General features: G+C 60.5%; 12 protein-coding genes and 2 tRNA genes. 7 read left to right on the top strand and 7 right to left on the bottom strand.

Going from position 1 to position 19,702, the window contains the following annotated elements:
* Positions 1–5: 5 nt before the first annotated feature.
* The gene (locus QA642_RS05055) at positions 6–1,076 is read left to right on the top strand and encodes a phospholipase (protein ID WP_283083673.1); all 1,071 of its coding nucleotides are present in this window, start codon (positions 6–8) and stop codon (positions 1,074–1,076) included.
* An 82-nt stretch (positions 1,077–1,158) separates the two neighbouring features.
* Positions 1,159–1,365, top strand: coding sequence for a hypothetical protein (locus QA642_RS05050; protein ID WP_283083672.1), 207 nt, complete (start codon positions 1,159–1,161; stop codon positions 1,363–1,365).
* A gap of 96 nt (positions 1,366–1,461) precedes the next feature.
* Here QA642_RS05050 and QA642_RS05045 read toward each other — a convergent pair whose 3' ends face one another.
* The 3 genes from QA642_RS05045 to QA642_RS05035 all read right to left on the bottom strand — a co-directional run bounded on the left by QA642_RS05045 (position 1,462) and on the right by QA642_RS05035 (position 3,130).
* A complete protein-coding gene (locus QA642_RS05045; RefSeq protein WP_283083671.1) occupies positions 1,462–2,121 on the bottom strand; it encodes a DsbA family protein in 660 nt (219 codons plus the stop codon).
* A 127-nt stretch (positions 2,122–2,248) separates the two neighbouring features.
* On the bottom strand, positions 2,249–2,698 hold the full coding sequence (locus QA642_RS05040) for a PaaI family thioesterase (RefSeq protein WP_283083670.1): 450 nt from the start codon (positions 2,696–2,698) through the stop codon (positions 2,249–2,251).
* A 3-nt stretch (positions 2,699–2,701) separates the two neighbouring features.
* On the bottom strand, positions 2,702–3,130 hold the full coding sequence (locus QA642_RS05035) for an acyl-CoA thioesterase (RefSeq protein WP_283083669.1): 429 nt from the start codon (positions 3,128–3,130) through the stop codon (positions 2,702–2,704).
* A gap of 118 nt (positions 3,131–3,248) precedes the next feature.
* Here QA642_RS05035 and QA642_RS05030 point away from each other — a divergent pair, with 118 nt between their 5' ends.
* Positions 3,249–3,797: a TetR/AcrR family transcriptional regulator gene (locus tag QA642_RS05030; RefSeq protein ID WP_283083668.1), complete on the top strand. Its 549-nt coding sequence runs from the start codon at positions 3,249–3,251 to the stop codon at positions 3,795–3,797.
* Between the two features lie 165 nt (positions 3,798–3,962).
* Here QA642_RS05030 and QA642_RS05025 read toward each other — a convergent pair whose 3' ends face one another.
* The gene (locus QA642_RS05025; protein ID WP_283083667.1) at positions 3,963–4,451 is read right to left on the bottom strand and encodes a hypothetical protein; all 489 of its coding nucleotides are present in this window, start codon (positions 4,449–4,451) and stop codon (positions 3,963–3,965) included.
* A 211-nt stretch (positions 4,452–4,662) separates the two neighbouring features.
* Here QA642_RS05025 and QA642_RS05020 point away from each other — a divergent pair, with 211 nt between their 5' ends.
* Complete coding sequence (locus QA642_RS05020) at positions 4,663–4,944, top strand: PsiF family protein (RefSeq protein ID WP_283083666.1); 282 nt, start codon at positions 4,663–4,665, stop codon at positions 4,942–4,944.
* A 101-nt stretch (positions 4,945–5,045) separates the two neighbouring features.
* Positions 5,046–6,131 (top strand): AbrB family transcriptional regulator, encoded by a 1,086-nt coding sequence (locus QA642_RS05015; protein ID WP_283083665.1) that lies wholly within the window; start codon positions 5,046–5,048, stop codon positions 6,129–6,131.
* Between the two features lie 145 nt (positions 6,132–6,276).
* On the opposite strand, the gene QA642_RS05010 is transcribed toward QA642_RS05015, so the two are convergent.
* Positions 6,277–6,819 carry a disulfide bond formation protein B gene (locus QA642_RS05010; RefSeq protein WP_283083664.1) on the bottom strand — a complete coding sequence of 181 codons (543 nt, stop codon included), beginning with the start codon at positions 6,817–6,819 and terminating at the stop codon, positions 6,277–6,279.
* Positions 6,820–6,977: 158 nt separating this feature from the next.
* Between QA642_RS05010 and QA642_RS05005 the strand changes: the two genes are divergently transcribed.
* Together QA642_RS05005 and QA642_RS05000 are read left to right on the top strand one after the other, a co-directional pair.
* Positions 6,978–7,059: transfer RNA gene (locus QA642_RS05005), tRNA-Leu, on the top strand.
* 529 nt (positions 7,060–7,588) lie between these two features.
* A tRNA-Arg gene (locus QA642_RS05000) sits at positions 7,589–7,707 on the top strand.
* A gap of 341 nt (positions 7,708–8,048) precedes the next feature.
* Here QA642_RS05000 and QA642_RS04995 read toward each other — a convergent pair.
* The gene (locus QA642_RS04995) at positions 8,049–13,544 is read right to left on the bottom strand and encodes a trifunctional serine/threonine-protein kinase/ATP-binding protein/sensor histidine kinase (RefSeq protein WP_283083663.1); all 5,496 of its coding nucleotides are present in this window, start codon (positions 13,542–13,544) and stop codon (positions 8,049–8,051) included.
* Positions 13,545–14,105: 561 nt separating this feature from the next.
* Complete coding sequence (locus QA642_RS04990) at positions 14,106–19,637, bottom strand: AAA family ATPase (protein WP_283083662.1); 5,532 nt, start codon at positions 19,635–19,637, stop codon at positions 14,106–14,108.
* Between the last annotated feature and the right edge of the window lie 65 nt (positions 19,638–19,702).

Genomic DNA, 19,702 nt, shown 5'->3' with positions numbered 1-19,702 from the left:
CCGCGATGAGCGAGGCCGTGATCGACGACATCGTGGCCGTGCTGCCGCCGCTGCTCAATGCGCTGGAAGCGCTCGGCTTCTTCCAGCGGCATTTGCATCCGCCCGCCTTCGCCTCGGTGATGAATGCGATCGGCACGCCGGATGAGGGCCTGCAAGCGGCACACGCTGCGATCGGGGAGTGGCCGGAGCAGTTCGCGGGGCTGCGCGAGCGGCTCGATCGCGCCTGCACCGAGACGCTCGCTGCCTTTGCCGGCATCCGCGACGTCGAGCGCGGCAATGGCGATCTCGTCGCGGTCTTCCGTGCGCTGCGCCACGTCCCGCGCGCGCTGGAAGCGCTCTATCCGCTCGCGGTGCAGTTTCCGCCGGTGAGCAACTTCTTCCTCAACGCCGCCAATCGCGAGAATGGTGATCTGCTGGCGCGGCTCGAAGCCGGCGCGGGCGACGACACCGGCATCTTCCACGATCACAACGAGCCCGGTAGCCGCGGCGGCTTCTCGGTCTATGTGCCCGAATATTACAGGCCCGATCGCGCCATCCCGCTGGTAATGGCGCTGCACGGCGGCAGCGGCAATGGCCGCGGTTTTCTCTGGAGCTGGCTGCGCGACGGCCGCAGCCTCGGCGCGATCCTGGTGGCGCCGACCGCGACCGGCCCGACCTGGGCGCTGATGGGCGAGGATTCCGACACGCCGAACCTGATGCGCATCCTCGAGACCGTACGCAGCCGCTGGAGCATCGATGCCTCGCGCCTGCTGCTGACCGGCATGAGCGACGGCGGCACCTTCTGCTACGTCACCGGCCTCGACGGCGCTTCGCCCTTCACACATCTCGCGCCGGTGTCGGCGACGTTCCATCCGCTGATGGCGGAGATGGCGGATGCCACGCGCCTGCAAGGCCTGCCCATCTTCATCACCCACGGCAAGCTCGACTGGATGTTTCCGGTGCAGACGGCCCGCCAGACGCAAGCTGCGCTCTCGGCGGCGGGCGCCAACGTTACGTACCGCGAGATCGACGATCTCAGCCACACCTATCCGCGCGAGATCAATGCCGAGCTGGTGGAATGGCTGAATGAAGGATGAATAACCTCTCCTTACATGCGCCGCATCGCCGCGGAACCATCACTCCGGGCCGACGTTATTGCCCGTCACCGGAGGTTCGCAGATGCAGACTTTTTTCGGAATGATCCTGGGCGCGCTGCTGCTCGTGTGCGGCGTCTATATCTATGACTCCATGCAGACCTCATCCGTCGCCAATGGCGAGGTCGCAACCACCAACCGGACCATCGTGAACTGGGACGTCGCGAAGGCCGATTGGGACGCGCTGCGCGACCGCGCGCACAAGGACTGGGTCCGGATCTCGTCGAAGTAATTTCGGAGAAGTATTCTCGACTTGCCAAATGCAAACAAGGCGCCGTCGCGGCTCCGCGGCGGCGCCTTTGCGTTGGCCCGTGACCGGTGCGCCGGCTCAGTTCATCTTGGCCTTGCGGGCGTCGGCAATGACCTGCTCGAACTCGTTCATGCTGAGCACGCCGGGCACGCGGTACTTGCCGACGATGAACGACGGCGTGCCGCGGAAACCGAAAGCTTCCGCCTGCTCGTTGTTGCGCTTGAGGATGGCGTCGATGTCCTTGGCGTGATCGGTGAGATCGCGCTTGAGGCGGTCCATGTCGACGCCGGCGGCGGCCAACAGCTCGTTGATGCGCGGCTCGGTCAGGCGGGAGCTGACCCCCATCATGGCGTCATGCGACTGGTGGTACCTGTCCTGGAATTTCGCCGCGAGCGCGATCCGCGCCGCGGTGACCGAGACCGGCCCGAGGATCGGCCAGTCCTTCATCACCAGCCGCACCTTGCCGTCGTCCTGGACCACCTGGCGCAGTTCGGGCTCGAGCTTGCGGCAATAGGGACAATTGTAGTCGGACCATTCGACGATGGTGATGTTGCCGTCGGGATTGCCGGCGACCGGCGTGTCGGGATCGCGCAGCACCTTGGTTTCGGTCAGGACCTCGTCATCATCGGTGGCCGCCAGCGCCGAGGTGATCCCGCCCGCTGCAAGGGCGCCCGCCCCGATCAGCGTCAACGCGGTGCGCCGTGTCGCCACGAGGCCCTTCTTCCCAAATCCAGTCATATCTCGTCCCGTTTCGGTCCCATCCCGCAAGAATACGGCCCGGGACCGGGAATTGTTACGGGTCCATATAGAACGCCGCGGGCGCGATGTCATCGCCGCGCCATGCGCAAATCGTGTCCGGCGGGCGCTAGGCCGCCACGCGCGGCAGCATCGCCATCAACGTCCCGGTCATGGTGGCGATCAGCGTGGTCTTGCCCTCGTGCTCGGCAAAGGCTTTGGCCTCGCAGAAGGTCAGCGTGCGGCCGGACTTGACCACCTCGGCCTTGAAGACGAAGCGCGTGCCGCGGGCGGGCGCGAGCAGCGTGGTCTTGAACTCGACGGTCAGGATATCCGCCTCGCCCGGCATCAGGGTGAAGGCGGCAACGCCACAGGCGTTGTCGAGGCCTGCGGTGATGATGCCGGCATGGATAAAGCCGTTCTGCTGCGTGAATGCGGGCGAATGCAGCATTGCCAGCTCGACCTCGCCCGGCGCGAGACGTACGATCGCGATGCCGAGCGTGTGCATCGCCGGTTGGCCCTCGAACATGGCAATGGTCGCCGCGCGATAGCCCGGGTTTTTCGGCTCGAATGCGGCCATGACTCAGACCCCGACCGGTTCGGCGAGATGCTTCAAAGCGACCGCCCGGATCGCGTCTGCGAACTGCGTTGACTTGCGCAGCCCACGGTCCATGTGCACACCCGTGATCTCGCAAGTTGCGGCGATCTCGCCGGTCTCGGCATTCGTCATGTCGTGTCGGAAGCGGATCGACTTGTCGCGGACTTCGAGCAAGTGGCTGCGGATCTCGACGATGTCGCCGGCAAGCAGCTCGCGCCTGTAGGTGATGTTCTGCTGCACGGCCGCCATGCCGCGGCCGGAGGAGCGCAGGTAGCTCGGCGTCAGCCCGAGGCGGGCGAACAGATTCCAGTTGGCTTCGTCGAACTTGCCGACATACCACATGATGTTCATGTGGCCGACGTGATCGCATTGCCACGGATACACCGTGCCGCGATAGGTCGCCTCCTGCTCCATCGCAATTGCTCCCTGCCCTTTTTCTTTCCGCCTTTTTGGCTGATTGATACGGTAGCGTATCAGGCCTCCGTCGCGTTAGCAATACGGCACCGTATCAAGAACCGGTGAGGCTGATTTCATGAGCGACGGCAAGGGCGACGTCTGGGTCGAGGCAGGGTTTGCCGAGCTCGCCCGCTCGGGGGTCGAGGGTGTCAGGGTCGAGGTGCTCGCCAAGAATCTCGGCGTCACCAAGGGCGGCTTCTACCGCCGCTTCGCCGACCGCGCCGCGCTGCTCGATCTCATGCTGGAACGCTGGCGCGAGGGACGCGAGGCCTCGATCGCGCAGCAGACCAGCCTCGACGGCGAGGCGCCGCGCGAGCGGCTGAGGGCGGTGATCCAGCTCTATTCCGAGCGTCTCAATCCGGAGGGCATGGCGATCGAGCTTGCGATCCGGCAATGGGCCCGCTCGGACGAGAATGCGGCGGCGGCGGTGGCGAGCGTGGATGCGGTGCGGCTGAAGCACGTCGCCGAGCTCTATCGCGCGACCGGCCTTGCGGCCGAAGAAGCCGAGGCGCAAGCTTTCCTGTTCTACTGCTTCATCTTCGGCCAGAGCCTCCTGTTCGTCGAGCGCGGCCCGCGCAAGCGGTCGCAGCTGGTGGCGAAATCGGCGGAGAAGCTGCTGGATTAGAGCATGATCCGGAAAAGTGCGCAGCGGTTTTCCGAAAAGATCATGCTCAAACAACGACCTAAAGTGCGATGACGATTCATCCCAATCTCATCACGCTTCAGGCGCGGCAGAGGGCCCGAGCAAAATGGCCGGAGCGTCGCTCCGGCCATCGCATCAATTCGAAGCTCAGGCGGCGCCCTTCAGCTTCTTGTTGCATTCGCTGTAATAGCCGCCGCCCTTCTCGATCCACTTCATGCCGCCATTGCCGTTGGTGGCCTTGTTGGCATTGTACTGGTCGACACAGGTGTGCAGGCGCGCCTTGCCGGCGGTCTCCTTGGAGTATTTCGGATCAACCGCATTCGGATAGATCGCAGGTCCCGCCGGCAGGGTCGGCGCGGCGGGAGCCGCTTCCTTCTTCGCCTGCTTCGGCTCGGCGGGAGCAGCGGGCGCAGCCGGAGCGGCCGCGGTCGGCGCCGCGGCGGGCGTCGCGTCCGCGCCGCACTGGGCCTTGCGGAAGTCATTCCACTTCATGGTGCCGAGCGAGCCGTCCTTCTTGGCGGCCTGATATTTCGCGCTGCACTCCTGCGAGGTCAGTGCCTGCGCCGGCGCGCTCGCCGCCAGTACGGCAAAGCCCGACACCGCGATCGCACACAGCAATTTCGACTGAATGGTCATCCCTGGATCCTCCTTGGTCTTCCCTCGGTCATGCCCTGGGGAAGTGAAACGAACATTGCTATCCTAGCGTGCCGCCCGCTTGCGACAAGGAAGCGATGGCGCCGGCCGCCAAAATATAGTGATGCCGCCGTTCAAATTATTCATGTCGCGTTCAGCAACACGAGCCGACGTTCGCAGCCCTTCGCCATTCTCGCAAGAAGAGTGCAACACCATGACCTTCACGTCCCGCCTCGCCGTCGTCGCTCTCGCCTCCCTGCTGGCTTCCGGCACCGCGTTCGCACAGACCGCCGCGCCGGCCGCCAAGACCGATGCCAAGACTGAAGCCGCCGCCACCGACAAGAAGGCGCCGAAGGAGCGCTCGGCCGAGTCGCTGGAATGCTCCAAGCAAGCCGATGCCAAGGGCCTGCACGGCAAGGAGCGCAAGAAATTCCGCTCCGAATGTATCAAGACCGCGAAGGCCGGCACCGCCGCCCCCGCCGCCGAAAAGAAGTAAATCCGTCACAATACGGCTCGCGCACATCCGTGGGAGGCGCGCGCATTGCGGCATGACGAGCCTGCAATTGTGCGCCTACTGCTGATTTGCGATAAGGTGGCGTGAAGCAAATCACCACCTCCCTGCCGTTCGAATGGCCGAGCCGTGCCAAGCTCTTGAGCACGGCGGAGACGCTCGTCATCGGCACCGCCGGCGGCCTCGTGTTTCTGCTCGCCGGCCTTCCCGGCGGGCTGATCTCGGGCTCGATGATCGCGGTCGGCATCGCCGCGATCGCCGGCCGCCAGCTGTCCCTGCCGCCCATCCTGACCCAGACGGTCCTCGTGCTGCTCGGCATCTCGCTGGGCTCGGTGGTCTCGCGCCATCTGATCCAGCAGGTCAGTGCCTATCCCTTCACCATCGGGCTGCTCGCGCTCGCCACCTTCTGCTCCACCTTCGGCTCGAGTTACTACCTCCAGCGCATCCACGGCTGGGACCGCACCTCGGCCTTCCTCGCCGGCAGCCCCGGCGCGCTGTCGCAGATCACGATTTTGGCGGTCGAGCGCGGCGCCGACCTGCCGGGCATCGCCGTGGTGCAGACCATGCGCGTCATCATCCTCACGGCGGCGCTGCCGATGGTGCTGGCGATCGCGGGCGTCGCGCCCTCCGCGGCGCCGACGCTGACGACGACGATCGCCTCGCCGCTCGACCTCGTCGAGCTGGTTGCGGCCTCGCTGGCCGCCGCGCTGCTGCTGCGGCTGATCAAGTTTCCGGCGAGCTGGATGTTCGGCGCGATGATCGCCTCCAGCGTGCTGCACGGCGCGGGCTGGGTCGAGGGCGGCCTGCCGAACTGGGTGCGCGGCGTGGCGCTGATCGGCATCGGCGCGCTGATCGGCAGCCGCTTCGCGCGGATGCGGATCAAGACGCTGGCCGGCCACATCAACGCGGCGCTCGGCTCATTTACTGTGGCGATCGCCGTCTCCGCGATCTTCGTCGGCATCGTCGCGCTCACCACGCAGGTGAAGTTCTCGGACGTCGTCGTCGCCTTCGCGCCGGGCGCGATGGACGCGATGCTGGCGCTGGCGCTCACCCTGCACATCGACCCGATCTTCGTCGGCGCCCATCACCTCTCGCGCTTCGTGTTCGTCACGATCGCAACCCCGGGCATCGTGCACCTGTTCGGCCGCACGCAGGACGACGTGGATGATTGACGGAGCGCAGCTCCCGTAACGAACTCCGCTGCCGTAGGGTGGGCAAAGGCACGTTAGCGCCGTGCCCACCATTCTACGCCGTATCGCTGGGAGATCGTGGGCACGCTTCGCTTTGCCCACCCTACGGCAGCTATTACTAAGGCAGCTACGCGCGCTTCGCCGTCCGCACAAATCCCCATGCGGCGATCGCAGCCATCAAGAGCGAGATCAGCACGTTGTAGCCGGCGAGCGAAAGGCCGAGGAAGCGCCACTGCACCTCGTCGCAGCGCACCACCTTCACGGTGTCGAGCTTCGACAGCAGATCGGCGGCGCTGCCGAGATTGACCACCGGACCGGAGCAGTCGGTCGGTCCCTGCCAAAAGCCCCATTCGACGCCGGAGTGATAGGTGCCGAGCCCGGCATTGGCGAGCGTCGCCAGCGCGAGGATGGCGAGCCCTGCGAGCAGCAGCGGCCGCGGCGCACCGCTCCGCGCCGCAAGCGCCGTCAGCGCGCCGAGCGGGATCGCGAGGTAGTAGGCGTAGCGCTGCTCCAGGCACAGCGGACAGGGCAGGATCTCCAGCACGAGCTGGAAGAACCAGGCGCCTGCGATGGTCACCGTCGCGATCAAGGTGACCAGCACCGAGGCGGTCAGCGCGGGACCAGCGCTGTCCTGCCTGAACGCAGCTATTGCGGCACTCTGGGTCGTCACGGCAGCCTCTTCTCGACGGGTCGCGTCTCAAGGCTGTAACCCCGCCCCATGCGGCTGTCGAGAACGGCCGGGATCACTTTGGCGCGGGTTGACCTCGCTTTGTCCATGGCTATAGTCCGCCGGCTTCGCGACGCCCTCCCTGGAGGGGCCGACCGAGGGCCCCTGTGGCGGAACTGGTAGACGCGCTCGACTCAAAATCGAGTTCCGCAAGGAGTGCTGGTTCGATTCCGGCCAGGGGCACTACGGAAAAAATCTAAATGATAGCAATAACTTAAGGCGCTGGTTCGATTCCGGATTTCCTCGAAAAACTGTCGCGAAGAGTTGAAAATCCAAGCAAAATCCCACTGCAGCGGTCCACTCTGCTGGTATTTTTGCTGGTATCGACCAAGCCAAACGCGCCGCGGCGAATTTCGCTATTCCGAACGACGGAATCGAGCAGATGGCCCTCAAGAATGAGAGCGCGGGTGCGAACCCAAAGCAGATCTGACTAATCTCGACTGCCGCCGCGCGACCGAAATTCGAAATGAACGACGGACCGCCGGCACTTTTCGATTCGCGCACAAAGCTAATGCAGCATTGGGCTAATTGGAGCTTTGTCGATCCCAAGAAGCCGATGCCGACAAGGCAGGCGTGCAAGCTTGAGTCTCCTAACATCAGGTTGGTTGAGCTTGTCCAATTCACCCCCCGCAAGCTCAGGTGATAGTCGCCGAACGCTTGTGCATGTTGTGCCGGAAAGCGGATCGACTTCGCAGCGCTTTTGCAACGCGTTGCGCTTGGCCACCTGAGATAAACCGCCGCGTGTACATACGCCGTGACCAAGAGATCGTATGCGCTCCCGACCGCTGCCCTTCGAAGGCAAAGGTCACGCGTTCGAATCGTGTCGGCGCGCCCCTGATTTCAAATGCTTAGCGGTCAATTTTTGATCCGATCGTTTCGCTTCGCGCAGCCACTGGACGGTGCATTCATAGAAGGCGCCAGTAGACTGCCCGGCGCCCGAGGCCACCGGAACGCTTCGCCTGAACGATTTTTCAGGAGTGCCCGTCGATTCCATCGATCGTAGTTGGTCAATCGGAGCAGACGGAAGCGGAAGGGACGTATATTTCAGCGGGATCGAGCGCCACAATTGGGGGAACGACACGCGATCGAAGCGTGTGCCTTCTCGCTGCCGCGAATCAGCATGTCCCGCACGTCGATCATGTCATACCCGTCAACATGCTGGGCCCATTCGTCTAGCACTCATTGCCAAGCGATTTTCCGCCAATCGGCAGCGCGATTTGGAACACAGCGCCACAAGGCTCATTTGGTATTGCCCACAGTCGACCGCCATGCGCTTCCACGATCGAACGGCAGATCGGCAAGCCCATGCCCAGACCGCTGGCCTTGGTTGTATAGAACGCTTCGAACACGCGTTCCGGATCGGCTTGGGGTAGGCCAGGACCGGAATCACTTATCTTGAGGAGCACGCCGCCCGATCCTTCCTCATCAGTACTGATCAACAGCTCTCGTGGTCGATCCTCAACTTCGCTCACAGCCTCCACCGCATTCATGATCAGGTTGAGGACCACCTGCTGCAATTGCACTCGGTCACCCACAACGCGAGGTAAGCCTTCCGATAAACGCATCTTGGCCAAGACGCCGTGTTCCGACATCGCGGCTCCCGCCAGGGTCGTAATCTCAAGGATTACTTCGTTGATCTCCAAGTCTTCCATTCGTGCCGGCGACTTTCTTGAGAAGTCATGAATTCGGTTTACAATCTCGGCAAGGCGGCTGACGTCCTTTATGGTGCGGTCGTTTGACTGCCTGGCCTTTTCAAGGTTGAGCGGCTCCTGACGGAGCCAGCGCGCGGTGGTTCCGGCGTTCACGCGCGCAGCCCCGATAGGCTGGTTGATCTCGTGCGCCAGGGAGGCCGTGAGTTGGCCCATTGTTGTGATGCGGTTAGCGTGGGCCAGTTCCGCTTCGGCACGTTTGCGGTCCGTCAAGTCGAGAACGAAGTTAACAACGGTGTCTCCTCGTTCATCCAACGTTGCGCCTCCAACCAGCACAGGCACCCTACTACCGTCTTTCCGCAGATACTCCTTCTCGAATGGTTGGGCCGTGCCAGTCATCCTCATTTCAGCAGCAGCCCGTAGGTCCCGATCACGCCACTCAAGTGGCGTCAGCTCAGCCCGACGCAATCGACCTGCAGCGAGGTCAGCTTCATCGTATCCAACAATCCGCAGAAACGCTTTATTAGCTTCCAAAACGCAACCGTCGGCCTTGCCGATCGAGATGCCAATTATATTAGAATCGACGAGGCGCCTGACCTTCGCTTCGCGCTCCCGCACTTCAGCATAGAGACGGGTGTTCTCAAGTGAAATCGCAGCTTGGGCTGCCAAGAGTTCCAGGATCGAGATCCGGGCCGGCGTGAATGCGTGTGAAGTCAGCGTGTTTTCGAGCAGCAAAATTCCGGCTAACTGCTGTTGCTTGATAAGTGGGAAGCAGAGGACCGACCTGGATAGTCGGTCGTGTAGATAGCTGTCCTCAGAGAACAGGCTGGGTTTGGAGGCATCATCGAGGAGCACACTTTCCCGTGTGCGGAGAACATAGCGGATCAGGGACTCGGGACAGACCATCGGATCAATAGGATCTTGGCGCATCGTGACGTTAATCTGTTCATCGACCGCTCGCGCCTCCGCATGGATCACATATGTATCCCCAGCTGGGAGTATTAGGAGGCCGCGATTTGCGCCCGCATTCCGCAACGCGATCACCATGAGTTGCTCGATCAAGCGAGGCAGTAGAATTTCGCTCGATAGCACCCGCGACGCCTTGATAACGGCGGCGAGGTCCAGCGGTTGATCCGACGATGTAATCTCTGCCTTTCGCCCACGCGTATCGGCTACGGCGAGGTGCGAATAACGCTCGTCGATTTGCCGCACCTTTCCGTTGGCACCCCAGCGTACGTAGCCGTTGCGAGCCCTCTGGAGATACATGTCGGCAATATCTTCGAAGCCGCCCGCGGCATAGAAGTGCGCGGCTGTTTCACAAGCGAGCGCCTCGATGTGGAGGAAGCGGTTGGCGCGAGCCGACCGGATGGCCTGCTCATACAGACGTTGCGCGTCCAGCTTACGATTCTCGATCCGGGCAAGCTCGGCGCCTACGAGGGCTGAACGGGTTTCGAAATTCTCGGGACAATCCCTGGCCCAACTTTCAAGTTGCCGGTGGTGAGCCGTGATGGCCGTTGTGTGGGCCATATCCTCTTCCGTCCGGGTGGATTCAATCGTTCCAATAGATCCAGCTCGTGCCAGAGCGGCATAGAAGTGATATTCGGCCCGCTCAATATTCGGCGATGTCACCGACAGCAGGCCTTGTGATTGCGATGCAGCTTTGAGCGCTGAAGCATAGTCTTCCAAGAAAACGGAAGCCTGCATTCTTCTGCTCCAATATAAGTGCTTGGCTATCGCTAGGTTTGGGTCGGTACCGAGATATCGCTCAAATCTTTCTGCATCGAACTTCTCGCTATCGAAGGATTGGAAGTCGCAGGGCACATCCCTAAGAATTCGAATTAGGCGTAGCTGACCAAGAATGTAGGCCGCGACGATCCCCGGGCCTGCTTTTTGTACGAGGTCGAGACCTTCCACTGCTGCCCGGTCGACTTCTTCGAGAGGCTCCCCCGAACTGAGTAAAGTCCCCACAATGTTACTACGACAAAGGCCAATGTACTGGAGGTCACCAACCTTATTGGCCTCACTCGCCGATCGTGAAAGGTAACTCAAACCGACCCGAAGATGCTTGGTCCAGGGGCTAATCCCAGTTGCGTATACAAGAAAGACACGAGCGCTAAAGTCATTCATCCCTCGCTTGTCTAAGAGATCTAGGCCAAGCTGACCGAAGCGCAACGCCGCCGAAGGGTTTCCGAACTCAGCGGCCAACACTCGGCCAAGTCCGACGTATCCGACGCATGAAGCGGCGCTATTGCCGTGCTCGATGCTGAGATTGACCATGTGCGCGAGCAGCAATTGATGCAGCTTTTGATCTTGGTAAAGCGCCGAGACCATGAGTTTGTTCATGACCTGGATTGTCGCGCACATACTTGGGTCGCTCATTGGAGGTAAGTCGATCAGACTCTCAATGGGCCGCGCTCCTAGCCGCTGCCATATGGCGTCGTATTCGCGTTGCACATCTTGATCCGCCGGATGTGGCGATAGGTCGAATCCAACTTGTCGCAGATATTCCAGACCCGCTTCGACGGCATGCTCCGCCCGGGCCTGAATAATGTAAATGTCGACGAGCAGACTAGTGACTTTGGCCCGATCGACCAGATTAATTGAGCGGTTCGCAAGTGCCGACAGGCGCTCTTCTGCACGTGAGAAACCGCCGGTTAGTAGCTCACATTCAGCGCGGTATAGCTCAAACTCGAAGGCCAATGCGTATTGGCAGGCCCAACAGTCCTGCTCGAGCAACGCACGTCCCTCGGTAAAGTACGTCAGCGCGGACAGATAAGCAGCCGCGCTTTTGGCACGCTTGCCCGCAACCAAGTTCAATCGCGCCAGTTGCTCGCGTTCGGCCGGTGAAGTGACCAATGCTAAGCTTCGGTTGAACTGGCTAATTATCTCAAAAACGATTTCATCGCTGCTCTCAAGTGCTCTGTAGTCCAAAAGCAGCCGGCCGATCCGGAGATGGGCTTCGGCTCGTGCGTCATTTGAGATCAGCGAATAGATAGATTCGCGGATCCGGTCATGCTGAAACGCATAGGTGTCGTTCGAACGGCGCACCATCCCTGTTCGAACGGCTTCCCAGAGGTTCGCGTGAAGGTTTTCGGCCGACGTCTGGCAGACTGCAGCCAGGAACGAAACCGTTGCTCGAAAGCCGACGCAAGAGAAATCGCGGAGCACCGTTTGAGTTTCGGTCGGCAAGCGGTGTAACTTGGCGACCATGAGGTCGATTACATTGTCCGTATATTGCTTGGCATTGATGCGATCAACGTCCCAAAACCACTGCGCTTTCGCGTGGTTGAAGACCAATAGTCCTTCATCAGCAAGTGTTTTGAGAAATTCAATGACGAAGAAGGGATTGCCGCCGGTTTTCTCTTGTATGAGTAGTGTAAGCGGACGAGCGCTCTCAGGCTGGCAGTGAAGCGAGTCGGCGATTAATTCCCCGAGCTCGTCGTCGCTCAGCGCGCCGACTGCAATATCATTTACCCTTATACCTACTTGGCGGATGGCAGCGAGCTTACGCGTAAGCGGGTGTGCTGCGTCAACCTCGTTGTCACGATACGCGCCGATCAGTAGCAGATATCCAATATCTCGTTGCGCAAGAATGTCTTCAATCAGGTCGAGCGTCGCGACATCGAACCATTGGAGATCATCGAGGAAGAGCGTCAACGGATGCTGCTGGCGGGCGAATACGCCGACGAATCGTCGAAAGACCATTTGGAAGCGCTTTAGCGCTTCCTGCGGCGGAAGCTCGGAGACAGGCGGCTGGTCGCCGACAATTAGCCTGAGCTCAGGAATGAAATCGACGATAAGCTGGCCATTTGCGCCAAACGCTTCGATCAATGCATCGCGCCAGCCACTTAGTTTGGCGTCGCTCTCGCTTAACAGCGACTGGATCAGGCTCTGAAAAGCCTGAGCCAGAGGTGCGTAGGGGATGTCGCGCTTGTCCCGCTCAAATTTACCAGCCGCGAATAGCCCGCGCCGCGGCACGAGCGCCTCATGTAGCTCGTGAACGATGGAGGATTTGCCTATGCCGGAATACCCCGAGACCAGCACGAACTCCGGTGCGCCGCTCTTCATGACGCGATCAAGGGAGGAAAGCAGCTTTCCGACCTCTCGCTCTCGGCCATAGAGCATCTCCGGAATCAGCAGGCGGTCCGGCGCATCCTCCGCGCCCAGCGGAAACTCGGCGAGATGGCCTCGCATCCAATCGGCGAGGCAGCGCCGCAGGTCACGCTCGAGGCCACCCGCGGTCTGGTAGCGCTCCTCGGGCCTCTTCTCGAGCAACTTCATGACCATCGCGGAGAGCGCGGAGGGCACGGTCTCTTGCCTCGCATTGGGCGGTTCTGGCTTTCGAGCGATATGGGAGTGGACCCATTCCATCGGCTCCGATGCGGTAAAGGGAAGACTACCTGTCAGCATTTCGTAAAATGTAACGCCGAGCGAATAGAGGTCGCTTCGCGAATCGACCGAGCGGTTCATTCTCCCAGTCTGCTCGGGCGCCATGTAAGGTAGCGTCCCGGCGATGACCTCGGGAGGGTCTGGCGGCTGCCGCTCGCGAGGGAGGCGCGACGCAATTCGAAATCCGGTAATCCACACTTCATCGTTGGCGTTCACGATGATATTTGCCGGCTTGATGTCCCTATGGACGAGATGCTGCTGGTGCAGCTGGCCAAGCCCGGCCGTGATGCCAATGGCGATGCGCAGGAAGCGCTCGATCGTCATTGGCCTGCCGATGTGGCGGCTCAGCAATTCGCCGCCTGGATCCGCGAGCACCAAAATGGTCTGACCCCGATCTTGCAAGAGTTCGAGCGGCCGCACTGCCCATGCGCTATCCAGTTCGTTCTTTAAGGAGTATTCGTGGGCAAGACCGCCAAGAGCGTTCGATGCCTCCGAGTTCGGGAACACGATCAGGACATTCTCTAGTCCGCCTCTTGCCTCCGTACACCGCGCTCGGCCGATGACGTATCCGTCATCCTTCGATAAAAGCTCGAGGTCGCCGAACCCGCTCACGCCGGACCGATAAGACATCACTCGCAAGCCTCGCCTTTGAGCCGGTTGCCGCGGATTTTTTGGCTCGCAATAAAGGTTAGATCATTATAATCAGGCTGACGTGTGCGACAAAAGCATTTCAGATGGATCGATGAGGCAAGGCTACGGCGCCTAACGCCTTCTGTGCCTCTAAGGCTTAATCGAAGACGCCTCAGCGCCGCCGACGTCGATGCCCGCCGACCGCCGGGATATTCAGGATGTCTCGCAAGCACTCGGCCAACATCCTCCGGTCCACCCTCACATTGCACACAGGTGGGGAAGTTGACTGTCGCCTGTTTACGCTGGTTAGGTGCTGCGAGCAGAGCCTTTCCTGCCCCACGGGTATGGCCTAGAATCGACTGCCATCTTTGCGAACACGCCGGCCTTCTTCGCCGCCGCCTCTTCCATACGCAATCGTAAGCGCGATTTCTGCACGTCTGATTGTGTTTTTCTCGAAAATGCGGCTCAGCTATTGTGCGAGCATCTGTGCTTAGTTCTATGGGGGGACGAAGTGGACTGCCCGTTGCTGTGCACTTCGGCGGTCCCCCGTCGAACTGTCGGCTAAGGCCGCTTATATCCTCCTGATCCGACCTTGGTTTCAGACGGATCGATCGGTAGCCTCATGTAAAAAACGGCACCGTGTGGTGAATTCGACGTTGCCCATAGCAATCCGCCATGCGCCTCTACGATTGATCTGCAAATCGACAAACCCATGCCCAAGCCAGCGGACTTGGTGGTATAGAACGCTTCGAAGACCTGGTCCGGATTGGCATGAGGCAAGCCAATCCCGCAATCACTTACAGCGACAAGCACACCGCCGCCCTCGGCGTTACTCGTGCTGATCGACATTTCGCGGGACCTCTCTTCAACTTCGCTCATCGCATCGATGGCGTTCATGACAAGGTTGAGGATCACCTGCTGTAATTGCACCCTATCACCCAAAATATTCGGCAACCCGCCCGTCAATTGCATTTTAGATGCAACGCCCCGTTCAGACATCGGAACACGGGCCAAGCCGATAATCTCTAAAATGACGTCGTTGATTTCCAGCAGCTCCTTGCGCGCGGGCGCCTTCCTCGAGAAATCACGAATCCGGCTGACGATGTCCGCGGCTCGCCTGCCATCGTCGATGATACGGCCAATTAAGGGCCTGGCCTTTTCCAGATTCGGCGGTTGACGGGCGAGCCAGCGCTCGGCTGTTTTGGCATTCGTAAGCAGGGCAGCCAGCGGTTGATTGACTTCGTGGGCAATGGAAGCCGAGAGCTGCCCCATTGTCGCGACGCGGTTTGCGTGCGCCAGCTCGGCCTCCGCGCGTTTTCGCTCGGTCAAATCGAGCGCGAAGGCGACGCCCTGTTGCCGAAGTTCGTCAAAATTCGCTCCTGCCATGAGCACCGGCACGCGACTGCCGTCCTTTCGTAGAAACTCCTTTTCATAAGGCGTACAAGTTCCGGTCGCGGCCACCTCGGCCAACGCGCGTTCATCAGCCCCCCTCCATTCAGGAGGTGTCAGATCGGTCCAGCGCAGGCGTCCAGACATCAGATCGTCGCGGTCATGTCCCACGGTGTCGAGGAACGCTCTATTTGCCTCCATAACTCGACCGTCAAAATCAAAAATGCTGATGCCGATGATATTGGAGTCGACGAGGCGTCGAACCTTGGCCTCGCGTTCCCTTAGATCGGAATAGAGGCGGCTATTCTCAAGGGAAATCGCAGCCTGGGAGCCCAAAAGTTCGAGCAGCTTCGCGCGACCAGGCGTGAAGACGTGCGAAGCCAGCGCGTTCTCGAGATAAAGCAATCCGACCAGCGCCCCTTGCCGGACGAGCGGGAGGCAAAGGATCGATCGTTGTCGCCGAACAACCAGGTACGGGTCCTCCGAGAAGAGGTTTGATTTAACCGCATCGTCGAGAATGAAACATTCCCGCGTCCTCATAACGTAGCGTACAATGCCTTCTGGAACAGCCGGGTCGACGGCGGTGCCAAAATGCAGGACAATTTGCTCTCCATCCGCCCGCGCTTCGGCCTCAATACGATAGCCGCCCTCCTGGGGCCGGATAAGCAAGCCACGATCGGCGCCGGCATTTTGCACGGCGATGGTCATGAGCCGCTCGATAAGGCGCGGCAGCATTATTTCGCCTGATAGCGCCTGAGACGCCGTCACGACAGCAGCGACATCAAGCTGCAGATCTGGCGTGGAAGCATCTCTCTTAGCGGCGCGCCGATCGTTGATCAGCAATTGTGGATGACGTGCTTCGAGTAGCCGTACCTTGCCGTCGGCGCCCCAGCGCAGATAGCCGTCGCGGGCCCTCTCAAGAAGCAACCCGGCGACAACTTCAAATCCGCGCCCCGCGTAGAAGCGCGCAGCCGTCTCGCAGGCGAGCGCCTCATTGTGGACAAAGCCGCCGGCCCGTGCCGAGCGGATGGCCTGTTCGTAAAGCCGTTCGGCATCAGCGTCGCGCCGCTCAAGGCGAGCTAGCTCGGCGGCGACCAGTGCGGCGCGGTTCTCGAAATTCTCGGGGCAATATTCCGACCATGTCTGAAGTTGCCGGAGGTGGGCCCTCAATGCATCGTGGCGCGACTCCCGCAGGTCGGGCTGAAGGTCATCGGTGGCATCGACAGGCCCCGCCAGTGCCAGCGCCGCATAGAAGTGGTACTCGGCGCGGTCGGCGAGCGCAGGTCCGGTGGCCTGACCCGGTGCCTTGACCGCGGCGTCGAGCGCAGACGGATAATCCTGCTCGAAGACGCATGCTTGTAGTTTTCGGGTCCAATATTGATAGGCGGGATTGGCCAAGTTTGGGTCTTCAAGGTAGCGCTCGTAGTCGCTTTCGTCGATCGCCGCGTCGTCGAACGATCTGAGATTGAGCGGTAAGCCCCTCAACCTCCGAACCAGATAATACTTGTTGAGGACGATGTTGAAAACGAAACTGGAGCCGGTCTTCCGTCCGAACTCGAGAGCTTCAATTGCCTCCCTTTCCACTTCGTCGAGCGGTTCACCAGAGGCGATCAGACCCTTGATTGCGTATGACCTCGCATGAATACCATAGAGAACATCGCCAATTTTGTCCGCCTCTTCGCAGGCTCGTAGAAGGAGGGAGCGACCCAAGCGAAAATGGTGCATCAATGGGCTGAAAGCGCCCCCTACTCTGAGGTAAACGCGTGCCTTGAACGCGTCCAATCCGCGCTTCTCGACCAAATCGAGACTGAGTTGGGCAAAGCGCAAAGCCGTCGCGTGGTCGCCGAAGTCTGTGCTCAAAACCAGGGCCAGCGAGACATAGCCGATGCATGATGCGTTGCTATTGCCGTACTCGAGGCTGAGGCTCGCCAAGCGCGTGACAAGCAGGCAGTTGAGATTCTTGTCGGTGTTGTTGCCGGAAGGCATGAGGATGGAGAGGACGTTCATGGTCGCGAGCGTGCTGGGGTCCGTCATCAGAGGAAGGTTGATCAGATCTTCGATCGGGCGGGTTCCGAGCCGCCGCCAGAACTCCTCGTACTCGCGGCGCACATCGTCATCGGACGGATGTCGCGAGCACCCAAGGCCGACCCGCCGGAGATATTCGAGCCCGACGTCAACGAACCGCTCCGACTGGGCAAGCATGATGTAGACTTCCAGGCGCAGGGCGGTGACGGCAGCCAGATCGACAGGATTCTGCGTGCGGCCAGCAAGCACCGACAGCCGCTCTTCTGCGTTCGCCAAATCGTTGGTCAGGAATTCGCACTCGGCCCGATAAAACTCCAGCTCGAATGTAAGCCGGTATTGTCGCGTCCAACATTCATCCGCTAATAACGAACGGCCCGCAGCAAAATGGGTCAGGGCCGATGAATAGGCCGCTGCATTCTTGCCACGCTTTCCCGCGGTCAGATTGAGCTGCGCCAACTGTTCTCGTTCGTCCTGGGATATGATCAGCGTGGAGCTCCGGTTGAGCTGGCTCACGATCTCGAAAATAATCTCTTCACGTTTGTCGGACGGCGTATTTGCCAGCAACAGGCGTCCGATTCGCAAATGCGCTTCGGCGCGCGCGTCCTCAGGGATTAGCGAATAGGCCGCCTCCTGGATTCGATCGTGCTGGAACGCATAGAAGTCGCCGGAACGCAGCACCAGCCCCGACCGAACCGCTTCCCAAAGGTCGTTGTGGAGGTCTTCACGCGAGGTCTCGAAAGCCCTCTCGAGGAGCGCGAACGTGGCGCCTGTACCGATGCATGCGAGCTTGCGAAGTGTTTCTTGGGCCTCGCCGGGCAAGCGATTGAGCTTGGCGACCATGAGATCGACGACGTTGTCCGTATAGCGCTTGTTGCGGATGCGGCCAAGGTCGCAAACCCATCGGGCGTTCGCATGATCGAAGCTTAGCAGCCCTTCATCCGCGAGGTCGTAGAGAAACTGGATCGCGAAAAATGGATTGCCGCCGGTCTTATCGTGCACCAGCTGCACAAGCGAGCTCGCGGTGGCGACCTCGCAGCGAAAAGCTTCGGAAATCATTTGTTCGAGGTCAGAATAAGTCAGCGGTGCCAATTGAATATCTTGCACTGCACCGCCCGCGCGGCGGATCAGGTCGAGCTTGCGCATGAGCGGATGCGCCGAATCAACCTCGTTGTCTCGATAGGCTCCAATCAGCAGCAAACTTCCGATGTCAGAGTGAGTCAGAAGGTCTTCAAGCAAATCGAGAGTTGCAGCATCGAGCCATTGCAGATCGTCAAGGAAGAGTGCAAGCGGGTGCTCCGGGCGTGCAAAGACGCCGATAAACCGGTGCAGCACAGTCTGGAAGCGGCGCTGAGCGTCATGCGGCGACAGATGGGGAACCGACGCTTGCCGACCTATGACAAGTTCGAGCTCGGGAATGAGATCTACGATCAAGAGTCCATTTGAACCCAGTGCAGCGCGAAACGCTTCGCGCCAGGCTTGGAGCTCTTCCTCGCTTTTACTTAAAATCTGCCGGACAAGACTTTGAAACGCCGCCGCGAGAGTGGCGTAAGGGATGTCGCGCTTGTATTGATCGAACTTGCCAGCAGCGAACAGACCGCGCGGCGGAACGAGCACTTTATGCAGTTCATTCACCACGGCGGATTTGCCGATACCTGAATAGCCGGAGACCAGAACGAGAGAGGGACTGCCGGTTGTAACGACCCGATCGAACGAACCGAGGAGGACGTTAACCTCGCGGGAGCGGCCGTATAGTTTCTCAGGAATAAGGAAGCGGGCCGCAAGGTCATTCTCGCCCAATGGAAACTCGTCGACGCGCCCCACCGTTTCCCACTCGGCGCGGCATCGTCGAAGATCGTGCTCGACGCCGGCCGCGGTCTGGTAGCGCTCCTCGGCGGTCTTGGCCAGCAGCTTCATTATCATTTGCGAAATCGGCGCGGGAATGGCTCCCGACCGCTGGTGTGGCGGCGTCGGCGTTCTGGCGATGTGGCAATGAACCCATTCCGTGGCATCGCGAGCAGTGAATGGCAGCATGCCAGTCAACATCTGGTAGAAGACCACTCCGAGCGAATAGAGATCACTCCGGGAGTCGATCGAACGGTTCAGTCGTCCCGTCTGTTCGGGCGCCATATAGGGCAATGTGCCACCGATGGCCTCAGGCGGGCCCGGCGGCTGACGTTCTCGTGGCAGGCGCGATGCAATTCCAAAGCCGGTCAAACGCACCCTACCATCGGCGGCATTCACCAGAACGTTGGCAGGAGTGATGTCCTTGTGGATGAGGCCGTGCTCATGAACCTTGCCGACGACCGCAACAAGTTCGACAGCAATGGACAAGAAGCGCCCAACCTCCATAGAGAGGCCAAGCGTTCCACCGAGGATCTCACCACCGGGATCCTCGAGCACCAAAATGCTTTCACCGCGATCTTCGACAAGTTCCAGTGGTCGCGCCGCCCACCTATTGTCGAGCTGGTGCCTGAGGGAGTATTCATGAACGAGGCGTTCAATGATGGTACGTGCCGGTGGCTCGGACCTTGCGCGCACCAGCAACACGCTGTCGCGTCTACCTTCCGCGTCGGAACGCCGCCACCCTCGGCAGAAAACAAGTCCACCGTCTTCCCGCAAGACCTGAAGATCATCGAGCCCGCATAAAAGTGTGATCTTTCGTACTGCCGAGAGATCCATGGCAATCGTTTCATTAGTCGGCGACCGAGAGTTGTTCGCGATAAGCGCGGACGAGTGGATCTCAT

This window comes from Bradyrhizobium sp. CB2312, from assembly GCF_029714425.1.
In the GTDB taxonomy this organism is placed as follows: Bacteria; Pseudomonadota; Alphaproteobacteria; order Rhizobiales; family Xanthobacteraceae; genus Bradyrhizobium.
This window is presented reverse-complemented; position numbering and strand designations above follow the sequence as displayed.

Bases quoted from the DNA above. Each gene is read 5' to 3' on its own strand.
- QA642_RS05055 (WP_283083673.1), top strand. From the start codon at position 6: ATGAGCGAGGCCGTGATCGACGACATCGTGGCCGTGCTGCCGCCGCTG.
- QA642_RS05050 (WP_283083672.1), top strand. From the start codon at position 1,159: ATGCAGACTTTTTTCGGAATGATCCTGGGCGCGCTGCTGCTCGTGTGC.
- QA642_RS05045 (WP_283083671.1), bottom strand. From the start codon at position 2,121: ATGACTGGATTTGGGAAGAAGGGCCTCGTGGCGACACGGCGCACCGCG.
- QA642_RS05040 (WP_283083670.1), bottom strand. From the start codon at position 2,698: ATGGCCGCATTCGAGCCGAAAAACCCGGGCTATCGCGCGGCGACCATT.
- QA642_RS05035 (WP_283083669.1), bottom strand. From the start codon at position 3,130: ATGGAGCAGGAGGCGACCTATCGCGGCACGGTGTATCCGTGGCAATGC.
- QA642_RS05030 (WP_283083668.1), top strand. From the start codon at position 3,249: ATGAGCGACGGCAAGGGCGACGTCTGGGTCGAGGCAGGGTTTGCCGAG.
- QA642_RS05025 (WP_283083667.1), bottom strand. From the start codon at position 4,451: ATGACCATTCAGTCGAAATTGCTGTGTGCGATCGCGGTGTCGGGCTTT.
- QA642_RS05020 (WP_283083666.1), top strand. From the start codon at position 4,663: ATGACCTTCACGTCCCGCCTCGCCGTCGTCGCTCTCGCCTCCCTGCTG.
- QA642_RS04995 (WP_283083663.1), bottom strand. From the start codon at position 13,544: ATGTCTTATCGGTCCGGCGTGAGCGGGTTCGGCGACCTCGAGCTTTTA.
- QA642_RS04990 (WP_283083662.1), bottom strand. From the start codon at position 19,637: ATGGATCTCTCGGCAGTACGAAAGATCACACTTTTATGCGGGCTCGAT.